Raw genomic sequence first — 13,690 nt, 5'->3', positions numbered from 1 at the left:
CCCGAACAGGACCGTGAAACGCCTTAGCGCCGATGATAGTGTGGCATTCGCCATGTGAAAGTAGGACACCGCCAGACTCCCCATTCGAAGCCCAGCTCAACCGAGCTGGGCTTTGTGCTTTTGGGCTGCGAAAATTGCTGACCAAACAACTGATGTGCAGGAGAGGCATTAGTCTGCTTTCAGCGTAAGCAGTACTACGCTGTTACTGCTGGAGTGGCCGGTTTACAATGTCCGGCATGATTTGATCCTGGCATGCTGCCGACTTGTTTCCACGCTTTTTCTGAGAGACTCCCTTGCTTGATTATCTGCATAAACGCCTGCACCTGTTTGTGCTGCTGTGGCTGGCTGTGTCCTTGATGGTGGGGATTCAATGGGCGATGTCAGAGTATCAACGCATACAGGAAGACTTTGACCGTACAGCCAGGCTGGCGCATGGCGTGATTGCCAGAAAGCTGGACCAGAATGAATCGGTGCTGGCTGCGCTGGATGCCATGCTGATGTCGCGGCAGAAGTTCGAGATGCCGATTCTCAAGTCATTTTCTCATCAGCTGCTGTCTCATTATTCTCAGCTGTATACCGTGGAGTTTTTCCAGAATGTCAGCCGGGATAACCGCAATACATTCCTGGACGAAATGCAGCAGCGCTTCGGCAAGACCTTTTTTATCCGGGATTTCGATATTGCCGGTCGCCGCAGCTGGGTGCCTGCGCCCGTGCGCGAGCAGCATCTGGTGGTAACCATGATCGAGCCGGACATTGCAGCAGCCAGTTCGGTATATGGCTATGACGTGTTGCATGAGCCGCGTTTTGCCACCGAGATCAAGCAAGCCATTCGCAGCGGGCGCAAAGTTGCCTCGGTGCCTTTCGATTTGTATGAAGGTGGACGTGTCTATCTATTGATGCAGCCGGTGTTTCTGGATTCTCCGGTACGGCAGGCAAGCGGGGCAGGCAAGGAGTTGATCGGCGTGGTGGCGCTGGTGGTGTACTGCGAGAAATTGCTCACCATCTCCCCGGGTGAAGGGGTGCCGGCTGATCTGGAACTATCGATCATGGCTACGGCGAATCCGGGCTCAACCATCTATACCATTCCGGGCAAGCGCAACAATGGGGGAGAGTGGTGGCCGTCGGTGGCCAAGCTGGACATCAGCCTGCCGCTGGTGAGTCAGTCCCAGCCATTTACCTTGCGGGTGGGCAAGGAGGTGTTTCCGGGCGATTTCAAGTTCGGTGGCTTGCTGCTGCGTGAGGGGCTGGTCTTGTCGCTGATGCTTTCGCTGTGGCTGCTGTACAGTCAGCGTCTTGCCTTGCGCCGGGCACAGAGTCAGGCAGATGAAGCCTTGTTCCTGCAAAGCGAGCGTGCTGCTGTCGCCTTGAATGCCGTGCATGATGGCGTGATCATCCTGGATACGCAGCAGCAGATCGAAATGGCCAATCCGATGGCCTTGACCTTGCTGGGCGTGAGTCGGGAAGAGGTAGTCGGCCAGCCCTACCAGAATGTGTTCCGCTTGATTGGCGAGCTATCGGCAGAGTTTGCCGAGAATCCGATCAGCGAATGCTATCGCCAGGCGCATACGGTTGAATTGCCGGAGCGGATGCAGCTGGCAACTGCGCGCGGGCACGTGCGCCTGGTGGAGGGAGCGATTGCGCCGCTGTTTTCCCGTGCGGGCAGCCTGACCGGTGTGGTGTGTGCCTTGCGCGATATGGGGCCGGTACGGCAGCGTGCTGCCGAGGCACTGGAGGCCAGCGAGTTGCGGGTGAAGGAGCATCTGGAAAAGCTATCCCACGTGGCGCGTTTGCATACCATGGGTGAAATGGCCTCCGGTATCGCTCATGAAGTGAATCAGCCGCTGACTGCCATTTCCAATTACTGCCAGGCTTCCTTGCAGTTGCTGGAGTTTGGTGAAGACAGCCGGCCGCAGATCGAATCGGCCTTGCGACTGGCGGTGGCACAAGCGGACCGCGCCGGTGAAATCATCAAACGCTTGCGTGCCCTGGTGAGCAAGCGGGCCATGGAAATCCGCCTGATCGACCTGAACCAGGTAGTGGGCAACTGCATGTTCCTGGCGGAGTACGACCTGAAAGAGCGTGGGATTGAAATGGTGCAGCTGTTGTCGGTGTATCCGATGACGGTGATGGCGGACAGCATCCAGATGGAGCAGGTGGTGCTGAACCTGTTGTCCAATGCCATGGATGCGCTGCGCGATGAACCGGTGATGAAGCGCCATATCATCATTCACACCCGGCGTGAGGGCAAGAAGGCCATTCTGGAAGTGCGTGATACCGGCCGTGGTATTTCTCCCGAGTCGCTGGAAGTGCTGTTCCATCCTTTCTTTTCCACCAAGCAGAATGGCATGGGCCTGGGCTTGTCGATCTGCCAGACCATTGTCGAGCAGTATGGCGGCCTGATTTGCGCAGAAAACATTCCAGCGAGCGGTGCTTGCTTCCGTATCGAGCTACCGTTGTCGCAAACGGTGGCTGCGACAGAGCAGGAGCCAGCCGCCGGCTGAGACGGATTCAATACCAAAAAGAGCCGCAATGCGGCTCTTTTGCATGGCGGGTATGGCGCTAGCGGATCAGCGTGGTTCAACCACCACCTGGGTGCGTTGTGCACGTTCCTCGCGCGGGGTGATGCCGAAGTGATTGCGATAGGTACTGGAGAAGTGCGGTCCGCTGGAGAAGCCGCAAGCCAGGCCGATTTGCACGATGGACTTGCTGGTTTGCTGCAGCAGCTGGCGGGCGCGGCTCAGGCGCAGCTCCAGATAGTATTTGGACGGCACGGTGCTCAGGTATTGCTTGAACAGGCGCTCCAGCTGGCGGCGCGATACCCCGACATAGTAGGCAATGTCGTCGGTGGTCAGCGGCTCTTCGATATTGGCTTCCATCAGGCTGACGGCTTCGGTCAGCTTGGGCTGGCTGCCGCCGATGCGGGTGGCCAGTGGAATGCGCTGGCGTTCGTTGCCGGGGCGCAGGCGCTCGATGCTGAACATTTCCGACAGGCGGGCAGTAAACTCATGGCCATGCTGATTGCCAACCAGCGACAGCATGAAATCCAGTGTGGCCGCACCACCGGCACAACTCATGCGGCAGCGGTCGGTTTCGTACAGGTTGGACGAAACGATGACTTCGTGGAATTCCTCGGTAAAACGGCTGATTTCCTGCCAGTGAATGGTGGCACGAAAACCGTTAAGCAAGCCGGCACGGGCCATCCAGTAACTGCCACAGCCAATGCCGGCAATGGGCAGCTTGTCGGTGTGCAGGCCGCTGATGCTTTTGAGCAGTTCGTCCAGATTGACATCAATGGTGATGTCGTCCGCCAGAATGAACAGGCCGTCCAGCTTGGGCGCGTAAGCCAGTGGCAGGTCCACCGGCAGTTTCAAGCCATTGGACATGGCAACCGGCAGGCCATTGAGCGACAGCGGCAAGAATTCGTACAGCTTTTTTTCGGCCAGTTGATTGGCCCGGGTCAGCACTTCGCTGGCAATGGCAAAGTCGGCCATGGAAGCGTGCGGAAGCAGGAGAAAACCGTAGCGTAACGGTTTGGCAGCGTGCATTGATTGACCCATGTTTGCAAAAAAGTTGAGCACTATACCAAAAAAGCAGGCCATGCCGTGGATGGCGTGGCGCTGCTATTTCAGTGTGGCATTGTACGATTTATTTAAGACTGCCGGAGAGGAATTGTGCAAGCCGCTCGCTTTGCGGATTGGCCAGCACTTCGCGCGGATTGCCTTGTTCTTCGATCTTGCCTTTGTGCAGGAAAATCACGTGGTTTGACACTTCGCGGGCAAAGCCCATTTCGTGGGTCACCACCACCATGGTGCGGCCTTCGCGCGCCAGATCCTGCATCACCCGCAGTACTTCGCCTACCAGTTCCGGGTCCAGTGCTGAAGTCGGTTCGTCAAACAGCATGACTTCCGGTTCCATCGCCAGGGCGCGGGCAATGGCTACACGCTGCTGCTGTCCGCCGGACATGTGTGACGGGTATTTGCCTTCCACGTCTTTCAGGCCCACCTTGTCCAGATACTTGCGCGCGCGGGCAATGGCTTCATCGCGCGACAGGCCCAGTACATGAATGGGGGCTTCGATGATGTTTTCCAGCACCGTCATGTGTGCCCACAAGTTGAAATGCTGGAACACCATGGCCAGCCGGGTGCGAATGCGTTCCAGCTGCTTGTGGTTGGCGGCACGCAGCGCGCCGGTTTTCTTGTCCGGCACCAGTTGCAGTTCTTCACCGCCCAGCTGGATCTGCCCGCTATTAGGGTGCTCCAGCATGTTGATGCAGCGCAGGAAGGTACTTTTGCCCGAGCCGGAGGAGCCGATGATGCTGATTACGTCACCGGCATGGGCGGTGAGGGAAACCCCCTTGAGCACTTCATGGCTGCCATAGCTTTTGTGCAGGTCGCTCACGCGCAGTTTGATGTCGGTGGCTTGTGCCGCGTCGTTGTGTTTCATGCTTGCAACCCTTGTATAAGGTTTCATCGCGCCGCTGTCATGCCGACAGCCGGCCATTGCTGAAAGAAGGCAGCCGGGTGGCTGCCCACGCTGTCAATGCTTGCGCGGGGCCAGATAGGCCAGCCAGCGTTGCTCTGCCTGCTTGAACAGCCAGACAAAGACAAAAGTGAGTACCAGATAGATGGCCCCGGCAATCAGGAAGGGCTCGAAGGCCATATAGGTATCGCTGTAGATACGGCGTGCCACCCCGGTGATGTCGGCCAGCGTGACCAGACCGGCCACCGCCGTGCTTTGCATCATCATGATCACTTCGTTGCTGTAGGCCGGCAGCGCGCGGCGCAGGGCGGAGGGAATGACGATGCGGCGCATCATCAGCCATTTGCTCATGCCCATGGCGCGGGCGGCTTCGATTTCGCCCCAGTGGGTGGTGCGGATCTGGCCGGCGATGATTTCGGTGGTGTAGGCCGCAGTGTTCAGGGTAAAGGCCAGAATGGCGCAGAACCAGGCATCCTGCAGGTATTGCCACAGCCAGCTCTCGCGTACGGCATCAAACTGCGACAGGCCGTAATAGATGATGAACAGCTGCACCAGCAGAGGCGTACCGCGGAACACATAGGTGTACAGCCACACGCTGCCGGACAGCAGGCGGTTTTTCGACACACGCCCCAGCGCCAGCGGAATGGCCAGCAGCATGCCCAACAGCAGCGAGGCACCCAGCAGCTCCAGGGTCATCACGATGCCGTCACTGGTGCTCAGCAGTGGCTGGCCGTCGGCACCGCCCAGAAAGGCCGGCAATTTGTCGAGGATAAGGTGAAAGTCGATCACAGGCCGTTCTCCTTCAGACCGGTGGAATAGCGCCGCTCCAGCATGCCCAGCAGGATGTTGGACACGCTGGTGATCACCAGGAAGATCACCGCTACCAGCATGTAGACGGTAAACGGTTCCTGGGTATTGGACTTGGCCGCGTCGGCGCGGTACATCACGTCATTCAGGCCGATTACCGAGACCAGCGCAGTGGACTTCACCAGTACCAGCCAGTTATTGGTAAAGCTGGGCAGGGCAAAGCGCACCATTTGCGGAAAGGTGATGCGCCAGAAAATGCGCAGCGGCCCCATGCCGTAGGCGGCACCGGCTTCCATCTGTCCCTTGGGCACCGCCATGATGGCGCCGCGGAAGGTTTCGGTCATGTAGGCACCGAAGATGAAGCCCAGTGTCAGCACCCCGGCAATAAAGGGGTCGATGTCCGGGGCGGCCCAGCCCATGGCTGCGGCCACATCGTTGAGCAGCATCTGCACGCCGAAGAACAGCAAGAACATCCATACCAGGTCGGGCACACCACGCACCACGGTGGAGTAAAGCTCGGCCAGTGTGCGCAAGGGTTTGGAGGGGGCCATCTTGAACATGGCACCAACCAGGCCCAGTACGACGGAAACCGCCAGCGATGCCGCCGCCAGTTTCAGTGTCAGCACCGCTCCATCGAGGATGCTGGGAAGATATCCGTGTAAAAACATGTACTACCCCTGTGTTTCCCGGGAAGGGACGGCGCGGACGACTGCCCGCCCGCGCCACCATGACGGTTTATTTGCCGTAGATGTCGAAGCTGAAATACTTCTTCTGGATCTTGTCGTAGCTACCGTCGGCACGAATCTGCTGCAGGGCCTTGTTGATGCGGGCCAGCAAGGCAGCGTCCGATTTGCGCACCGCTACGGCTGCGCCTTCACCGAAGTACTTCACCTCGTTGTACTCCGGCCCGGCAAAGGCGTAACCCTTGCCCGCCGGCGTCTTGATGAAGTCGGATTCACCTACGGCGGCATCGACAAAGCTGGCATCAACACGCCCGGCTTTCAGGTCGAGGAAGGATTCCGGTGCCTTGGCATAGGACACCAGTTTTGCGCCCAGCTTCACCCAGTTGTCGCGGGCGTATTTTTCCTGGATGGAAGAACGCAATACGCCAATCTTCTTGCCCTTGAACCAGGCATCGTTGATCTGGCTGCCTTGTTTGGCTACCAGACGGCTGGGCATGTTGTAGTACTTGTTGGAGAAGCTGACGACCTTCTTGCGCTCTTCGGTGATGTTCATCGAGGCGATGATGGCGTCGAACTTGCGTGCCTGCAGGGCAGGGATGATGCCGTCGAAGTCCTGCGGCACCACTTCGCAGGTCACTTTCATGGCAGAGCAAAGGGCCTGGGCGATATCAGGGTCGAAGCCCTTCATCTTGCCGTCCGGGCCTTGTTGGGAAAACGGCGGGTAACTGGCATCGGTGGCAAAGCGCAGGGTTTCGCCTTGGGCAGCAGCAGCCATGCCGAGCGCGCACGCGCCCAGCACCATGAGGGACTTGAACATGGTTTCTCCGGTGGGTCTTTTTGTTGGATGTGTGGTCCTGTGCGCCGACAGGCTGGCTGCCGGCGCAAGCTGGACTATGCAGCAGACGTGCAGGGCTTAGCCGCCGTAGACGTCAAAGTGGAAGTACTTGTCCTGTACTTTCTTGTAGCTGCCATCCTTGCGGATCTGCTCGATGGCCTTGTTGATGCGCGTGGCCAGGGCCTGGTTGCCCTTTTTCACGGCAATGCCGGCGCCCAGACCGAAGTATTTCACATCGGCATAGTTGGGGCCGACAAAGGCGTAACCCTTGCCACCGTCGGTCTTGAGGAATTCCTGCTCGCCGACTGCGCCATCGACAAAGACGGCATCAACACGGCCTGCTTTCAGGTCGAGGAAGGATTCAGGCGACTTGGTGTAAGCCACGATGGTGGCACCGTTCTTGCCCCAGAAGTCACGGGCAAACTTTTCCTGGGTGGAAGCACGCAGCACGCCGATCTTCTTGCCCTTGAAGGAAGTTTGCGACACCTGGGTGTTGCTCTTGGCCACGATGCGGCTGGCGATGTTGTAATACTTGTTGCTGAAGTCGACGGCTTTCTTGCGCTCTTCGGTGATTTGCATCGAAGACAGGATGGCGTCGAACTTGTTGGCATTCAGTGCGGGAATCAGGCCGTCCCAGTCCTGCGGCACGATCTGGCAGCTCACCTTCATGGCGGTACACAGGGCCTGGGCCATGTCGATGTCGAAACCTTCCGGCTTGCCATCGGCACCTTGCTTGGAGAACGGCGGGTAGTTGAGGTCTACACCAAAGCGGATGGTTTCTGCGTGACTGGCAAAACCGGACAGGCTGACTGCAACTGCAGCCGCAAAAATAACCTTCTTCATATGTGTCTCTGCTTCTCGCATGCAGGGAGCAAGCGTGCTGCTTGTTCCCGTGGTCTTACTTTGTAAACCCGGCGCGGATGGGGTGGCTGCCTTGGCAGCGCGGCCGGAACCTGTTGTTGTTATGCCTGCATGCGCCTCCTGTGAAGACGCCAGGCAATGGTGGCACGGAAACTCCCTGCCCAACAATCAGTCGCATTTGGCGCGGATAGCAACAAATTGCGAAGGGGCGCATTCTACGCCAGTTTGTAACGCTTGTGAAACGTCATCAAAATCAGTCACTTATAACTTGATTGTCGGATTGTATACAATGTAGGCTGTCACGGCCTTTTTGTAATTGGCCGTCGCATTGCTATAAGGCAAATAGTGGGAGAAAAACCAGTAGTGCAGTGGCTGCCGGTTTTTCATGCTGCACTGCATCCCATCTTTCTGTAAGTCGATGTCGCATTAAGGAAATCCCGCTGGTAGCGGGCTTACTACAATGCCCCGACACAAACCGTGCATACAACAAGAGAAGCCCCATGTCGCTTACCAACAAGACCGAACTGGCGAGCCTGATTGCCGATATTCAGGCCGTTGCCGAGAGCAAGCTTTCACCCAAGGAGACACCACAACTCGCCGGATTCTTCCCGATCTACTTTGAAGAAACCGAGCATGCCGACCTGCGCCAGTTTTCCTCGCTGGATCTGTTCGGTGCTGCACTGGCCCATTTCGAGTTCGCGCGCAAGCGTAACCCCGGCCAGCACAAGGTGCGTATCTATACTCCCGATTTCGAGCGTGATGGCTGGCAAAGCACCCATTCGGTGATTGAAGTCGTCAACGACGACATGCCTTTCCTGATCGACTCCATTTCCATGCTGCTGTCGCGCTACAACATCAATCTGCACCTCCTGGTGCACCCGGTGTTGTCGGTTGGTCGCGACAAGAACGGCAACCTGCTGGAAGTAAAACGCACGCAAGACCGCAGCCTGCCGCTGGAATCCTTCATCCACGTGCAGATCGACCGCGTCAGCGATGCCGCCACCCTGCAAAAGCTGGAAGCCGAACTGAACCGCATCATTGCCGACATTCGTCTGGTGGTGAGCGACGAGCCGAAAATGCGCGCCGTGGTGGGCGACATCGGCAAGGACCTGGCCAAGGTGAAGGGCGAACGCGCGGCAGAAGCCAAGGAAGCCGTGGATTTCCTCGGCTGGATGGCGGCCAACCACTTTCTGTTCATGGGCTATTGCGACTACGACCTGGTCAAGCGTGATGGCAAGGACAGCCTGAAGATCGTCAAGGATTCCGGCCTCGGCATCCTGCGCGACCAGGGCGACAAGGAATACTCCGCCAGCTTTGAAACCCTGCCGCAAGAACTGCGCGAACTGGCGCACCTGCCGCAGCTGATCATCCTGAACAAATCGCAAACCCGCTCCATCATCCACCGCCCGGCCTATGTCGACTTTGTCGGCATCAAGCGCTTCAACGACAAGGGCGAAGTGATTGGCGAGCGCCGCTTCCTCGGCCTGTATACCGCCGGTGCCTATCAGGCTTCGCCGAAAGACATTCCGCTGGTGCGTCAGAAGGTGGCCAGCGTGGTGGCCAACTGCGACTACGTGGACGACAGCTACAAGGCCAAGACCCTGGGTTTCGTGCTGGAAAGCTATCCGCGTGACGAGCTGTTTGAAATTCCGGCCGATGTACTGGGCCCGATCGCCGAAGGCATTGTCAGCCTGCAAGAGCGCCCGCGCGTGCGCCTGTTCGTGCGCAAGGACCGCTACCACCGCTATGTCAGCAGCCTGGTTTACGTGCCGCGTGACAGCTTCAATACCGAAGTGCGCCTGAAAATCGAGAAGGTGCTGATGACGGCCTTCAACGGTAGCTCGGCAGAATTCAGCGTGCAGATCAGCGACAGCTCGCTGGCACGCGTGCATTACATCATCCGCACCAATGCCTCCAAGCTGCCGGCCTTCCGCGAATCAGACATCGAGGCGGAAATCGCCCGTCTGGTGCGTGGCTGGGTGGAAGAAATGCACCAGCAACTGGTGGAAGTGCATGGCGAAGAAGCCGGCAACCTGCTGTTCAATCGCTACCGCACCGCCTTCCCGGTGGCGTACCGCGAAGAGTTTGCCGTACGTAATGCCGTGCTGGACGTGCAATTGCTGGAGTCCGTGTCTGCCAGCAACCCGCTGGCCATGAAGCTGTACCGTCCTTTCCATCGCGGCAACCAGGCATTCAACCTGAAGCTGTTCCGCGAAGGCGAGCCGATGAGCCTGTCCGCCAGTCTGCCGATTCTGGAAAACATGGGCGTCAAGGTGCGCGACGAGCATCCGTACCGTGTCGAGCGTGAAGACGGCTCCGCAGTGTGGATCAGCGACTTTGGCCTGGACGTGGGTGCCTTCTTCGAACAGATGTCCAGCGAAGCGGTACAGAAAGACTTCCAGGAGCTGCTGTCCCAGGTGTTTGCCAAGCGTTGCGAAAACGACGGTTTCAACCGTCTGGCGCTGATTGCCGGCCTGGACTGGCGTGAAATCTCGCTGGTGCGTGCACTGGCCAAGTACCTGCGTCAGGGCGGCCTCACCTTCAGCCAGAACTATCTGGAACAGTGCGTGGCCAACTACCCGGAAATCACCCGTCGTCTGGTGGCGCTGTTCGTGGCCCGCCTGGACCCGGTGAATGCCGACGACGCCCGTGCCGACGCGCTGCTGGCCGAAGTGAAAGAGCTGCTGGACAATGTGGCCAACCTGGATGAAGACCGCATCCTGAACGGCTTCCTGGCCGTGATTCTGGCTACCCGTCGCACCAACTTCTGGCAGAAGGATGCCGACGGCCAGTTCAAGTCCTATATGTCCTTCAAGCTGGAATCCAACCTGATTCCTTTCCTGCCGCAGCCGCGCCCGATGTTTGAAATCTGGGTATACAGCCCGCGTGTGGAAGGCGTGCACCTGCGCGGCTCCAAGGTAGCCCGTGGCGGCCTGCGCTGGTCCGACCGCATGGAAGACTTCCGTACCGAAGTGCTGGGTCTGGTGAAGGCACAGATGGTGAAGAACTCCGTCATCGTGCCGATGGGTTCCAAGGGTGGCTTTGTCGGCAAGCAACTGCCGGCACCGAGCGACCGTGAAGCCTTCCTGGCCGAAGGCATCGCCTGCTACAAGATCTTCATCTCCGCGCTGCTGGATGTCACCGACAACCTGGTGACCGGCCAGATCATTCCGCCCAAGGACGTGCGCCGTCTGGACCCGGATGATCCGTATCTGGTGGTGGCTGCCGACAAGGGCACCGCAACCTTCTCCGACATCGCCAACGGCATTTCCGAATCCTACGGCTTCTGGCTGGGGGATGCCTTTGCTTCCGGTGGTTCCGCCGGTTACGACCACAAGGGCATGGGCATTACCGCCCGCGGTGCCTGGGAATCGGTCAAGCGCCACTTCCGCCATCTGGGCATCAATACCCAGGAGCAGGATTTCAGCGTGATCGGCATTGGCGACATGGCTGGTGACGTATTCGGTAACGGCATGCTGCTGTCCGAACACATCTGCCTGAAGGCTGCGTTCAACCACCTGCACATCTTCCTGGACCCGACTCCGGACGCCAAGACCAGCTTTGCCGAACGTGCCCGCCTGTTCAATCTGCCGCGTTCCAGCTGGGCAGATTACAACCGTGAGCTGATTTCCAAGGGTGGTGGCATTTTCGAGCGCTCGGCCAAGTCCATTCCGCTGTCGCCTGAAGTCAAGGCCTGGCTGGAAACCGACAAGGACCACATGGCGCCGAACGAGCTGATCCATGAAATCCTCAAGGCCAAGATCGACCTGCTGTACAACGGCGGTATCGGTACTTACATCAAGGCTTCCACTCAGAGCCATGCCGACGCCCGCGACCGCGCTTGCGATCCGGTACGTGTCAATGGCAACGAACTGCAAGCCCGTGTGGTGGCAGAAGGCGGTAACCTGACTTGCACCCAGCTGGGTCGTGTCGAATTCGCGCTGTGCGGCGGCCGTATCGCCACCGACGCCATCGACAACTCCGCTGGTGTGGATTGCTCCGACCACGAAGTCAACATCAAGATTTTGCTCGGCGCGGTGATGCAAGCCGGTGACATGACGCTGAAACAGCGTAATGAACTGCTGGCCGAGATGACCGAAGAAGTAGGCCATCTGGTGTTGCGCAACAACGTGCTGCAAACCCAGGTGCTGGCCATCAAGCGTCTGGAAGCTGCCTCCATGCTGTCCACCCATGCCCGCATGATTGCGCACATGGAAAAGACGGGCGAACTGAACCGCGAAATCGAATACCTGCCGTCCGATACCCAGATCAACGAACGCCGTCTGGCGCGTCAGGGTCTCACCGTGCCGGAAATCGCCGTATTGCTGGCGTACAGCAAGATTTCGCTGGATCAGGCCATTCTGGCTACCGATGTGCCGGACGATGCCGACTTCCTGCCGGTGCTGGTCAACTACTTCCCCAAACCGCTGCAACAGCGCTTTGGCAAGCAGATGGAACAGCATCAGCTGCGTCGCGAAATCATCGCCAACCAGCTGGCCAACCAGATCATCAACCGCATGGGCACCACCTTCGTGTTCCGCCTGCAGGAAGAGTCGCCGTTCTCCGCGGCCGACATCGCCCGCGCCTGGTGGATTGCCAGCCGCGTGTTTGATGCGGAAAACCTGTGGGGCCAGATCGAAGCGCTGGACAACCTGATTCCGGCCGACCAGCAAATGCAGATGATGGTGCTGGTGCGTACCCTGATCGAACGCGTCACCCGCTGGGTACTGCGCAACAAGCGTCCGTTCACCTCGGTGAATGCCGTGATCGAACAGTACGCCGGCAAGGTACAGGAACTGCTGGCACGTCTGCCGGCACTGGTGGATGCCAGACAGTACCCGGCCGTGGCCGAGCTGGAAGCCCGCCTGAGCCTGCCGAACATGCCGCAGGAACTGGCCCGCGTGCTGGCGCGTCTGGAGTTTGCCGTACCGCTGATGGACATCATCGAAATCAGCGAAGGCGGCGAACTGTCGCAGGACGAAGTGGCACAGAACTACTTCCAGCTGGGTCGCACCCTGCAACTGGACTGGCTGCGTGACGCCATTACCGGCCTGCCGCGCGACAACCGCTGGCAGTCGCTGGCCCGTTCCGCGCTGCGTGACGACCTGTACCGCCTGCATCGCAAGCTGGCCAAGCTGGCCCTCAGCGAAGCCATCGGCGACAAGGCTTTTGCCGATGCCTGGCTGAGCAAGCGTCGTGGCGAGCTGGAACTGTGCTACCAGATGTTTGCCGAGCTGCAGTCCTTCAGCGTGCTGGACCTGGCCATGCTGTCTGCCGGTATGCGCGAGCTCAACAACCACCTGCTGGCCTGATCTGTCAGTCTGGTGTCTGCTTCATGCAAACCGGCCCCCAGGGGCCGGTTTTTTTATGGTGATCAGCACAAAATGCGCCGGGTTTGATGAGAAGCGGCGGACGGCAGCAGGCAAATCCGGCTATCATCCGCACTTGACTCCGGCATCCATCATGCCGAACAGACTGGAATGACAAGATGCAGAACACACAGGCCGACGCCTCCGCTCGGGAAGCAGAGCAAGCCTGGCGCCATGCCAAGCAACTGGAACAGGCGCTGATCGAACTACTGCAGCAGGCCTTGCCGGCCAGCGGACTGTGCACCGTGGGCAAGCCGCTGACCGAACAGCAAAAGCGCGGCGAATCCCGCCAGGCGCTGTGCTGCAGCCTGCCGCTGCTGCAAAAGAAAAAGCGCAAGGACACTATCGTCGCCTTCCTGAATTTCCAGATCAGCCTGGCGGGCGACGGCGTGCCACGTGTTGGTTCGGGTGCAGGGGCGGAGCCGCTGGGCCCGGTGCTGCATATTGCGCACTGGACCTGTGAGTTCAGCTTCGATTACGACGCTTACGTCGGCTTTCCCGCCACCGGCTGGCAACCCTGGCTGAATCAGGCTGGACGTCTGTTGCGCTGGGAGGATGACGAATCGCCGTTTGGCGATGAATGGACCTACAGCCTGCGACTGGATGCCCTGAGCACCGATGAAGGCCTGCTGCGCCGTGTGGTGTTGCAGCCGGTG

Annotated in this window: 9 protein-coding genes; 3 read left to right on the top strand and 6 right to left on the bottom strand. The window is 58.9% G+C overall.

Annotated elements, in window-relative coordinates; translation table 11 throughout:
• The first annotated feature begins 293 nt into the window (after positions 1-293).
• Positions 294-2,501, top strand: coding sequence for an ATP-binding protein (locus JHD62_RS19635; protein ID WP_233161112.1), 2,208 nt, complete (start codon positions 294-296; stop codon positions 2,499-2,501).
• Between the two features lie 66 nt (positions 2,502-2,567).
• Here the strand turns inward: JHD62_RS19635 and JHD62_RS19630 are convergent, their stop codons facing one another.
• From JHD62_RS19630 to JHD62_RS19605, 6 genes are all read right to left on the bottom strand, one after another.
• Positions 2,568-3,545 (bottom strand): GlxA family transcriptional regulator, encoded by a 978-nt coding sequence (locus JHD62_RS19630; protein WP_045848091.1) that lies wholly within the window; start codon positions 3,543-3,545, stop codon positions 2,568-2,570.
• Between the two features lie 100 nt (positions 3,546-3,645).
• Positions 3,646-4,443 carry an ABC transporter ATP-binding protein gene (locus tag JHD62_RS19625; protein WP_045848079.1) on the bottom strand — a complete coding sequence of 266 codons (798 nt, stop codon included), beginning with the start codon at positions 4,441-4,443 and terminating at the stop codon, positions 3,646-3,648.
• 93 nt (positions 4,444-4,536) lie between these two features.
• On the bottom strand, positions 4,537-5,268 hold the full coding sequence (locus JHD62_RS19620; protein ID WP_045848080.1) for an ABC transporter permease: 732 nt from the start codon (positions 5,266-5,268) through the stop codon (positions 4,537-4,539).
• Positions 5,265-5,954, bottom strand: a complete 690-nt coding sequence (locus JHD62_RS19615; RefSeq protein WP_045848081.1) for an ABC transporter permease — start codon at positions 5,952-5,954, stop codon at positions 5,265-5,267. The genes JHD62_RS19620 and JHD62_RS19615 overlap by 4 nt, the downstream gene beginning before the upstream one ends.
• Before the next feature lie 67 nt (positions 5,955-6,021).
• Positions 6,022-6,786, bottom strand: coding sequence for an ABC transporter substrate-binding protein (locus JHD62_RS19610; RefSeq protein ID WP_131354752.1), 765 nt, complete (start codon positions 6,784-6,786; stop codon positions 6,022-6,024).
• Between the two features lie 96 nt (positions 6,787-6,882).
• Positions 6,883-7,647: an ABC transporter substrate-binding protein gene (locus JHD62_RS19605; protein ID WP_045848083.1), complete on the bottom strand. Its 765-nt coding sequence runs from the start codon at positions 7,645-7,647 to the stop codon at positions 6,883-6,885.
• A 518-nt stretch (positions 7,648-8,165) separates the two neighbouring features.
• On the opposite strand from JHD62_RS19605, the gene JHD62_RS19600 reads away from it, so the two are divergent.
• Together JHD62_RS19600 and JHD62_RS19595 are read left to right on the top strand one after the other, a co-directional pair.
• Positions 8,166-12,977 (top strand): NAD-glutamate dehydrogenase, encoded by a 4,812-nt coding sequence (locus tag JHD62_RS19600; protein WP_199104296.1) that lies wholly within the window; start codon positions 8,166-8,168, stop codon positions 12,975-12,977.
• Positions 12,978-13,153: 176 nt separating this feature from the next.
• The coding region (locus JHD62_RS19595; RefSeq protein ID WP_199104295.1) for a hypothetical protein at positions 13,154-13,690 on the top strand (537 nt) is incomplete at its 3' end.

Source organism: Aquitalea sp. ASV11 (assembly GCF_016429185.1).
Lineage (GTDB): Bacteria > Pseudomonadota > Gammaproteobacteria > Burkholderiales > Chromobacteriaceae > Aquitalea > Aquitalea pelogenes.
Note: the sequence above shows the minus strand (reverse complement) of the source record. Positions and strands in the feature narration are given on the sequence as shown.